This is a genomic window from Pseudomonas sp. SDT291_1_S447 (assembly GCF_054070155.1).
Map to the genome: position 1 here is coordinate 1 of NZ_JBSVXS010000382.1, position 240 is coordinate 240.

The 240-nt window shown below is 58.3% G+C and carries 1 protein-coding gene; it reads right to left on the minus strand.

Features of this window, described 5'->3' with window-relative positions; all coding sequences use genetic code 11:
* Positions 1-240 (minus strand): phage protein (locus ACW9IR_RS30010; protein ID WP_457466093.1); only part of this gene is annotated, 240 nt, incomplete at both ends.

Genomic DNA, 240 nt, shown 5'->3' on the forward strand with positions numbered 1-240 from the left:
AACGGATCCCCTCGATCTCGGTAGCGTCGAGGTACGGAACGCCGTTGATGTGAATAAAGTCCGGACTGGTGACGTCAAACGGCACCTTGTGCTTGGTCTTCTCGCCACCTTTCGGGTCGATCGACAACAGGCTGGAGATCTTCACCTTGCAGCCGAAGGCTTCCACGCGCAGTTCCTCGTCTTCACCGGCCTTGGCGAAGAACACTGCGTCAAACGGCTTGAGCTTGCGGAAGCTGCCCG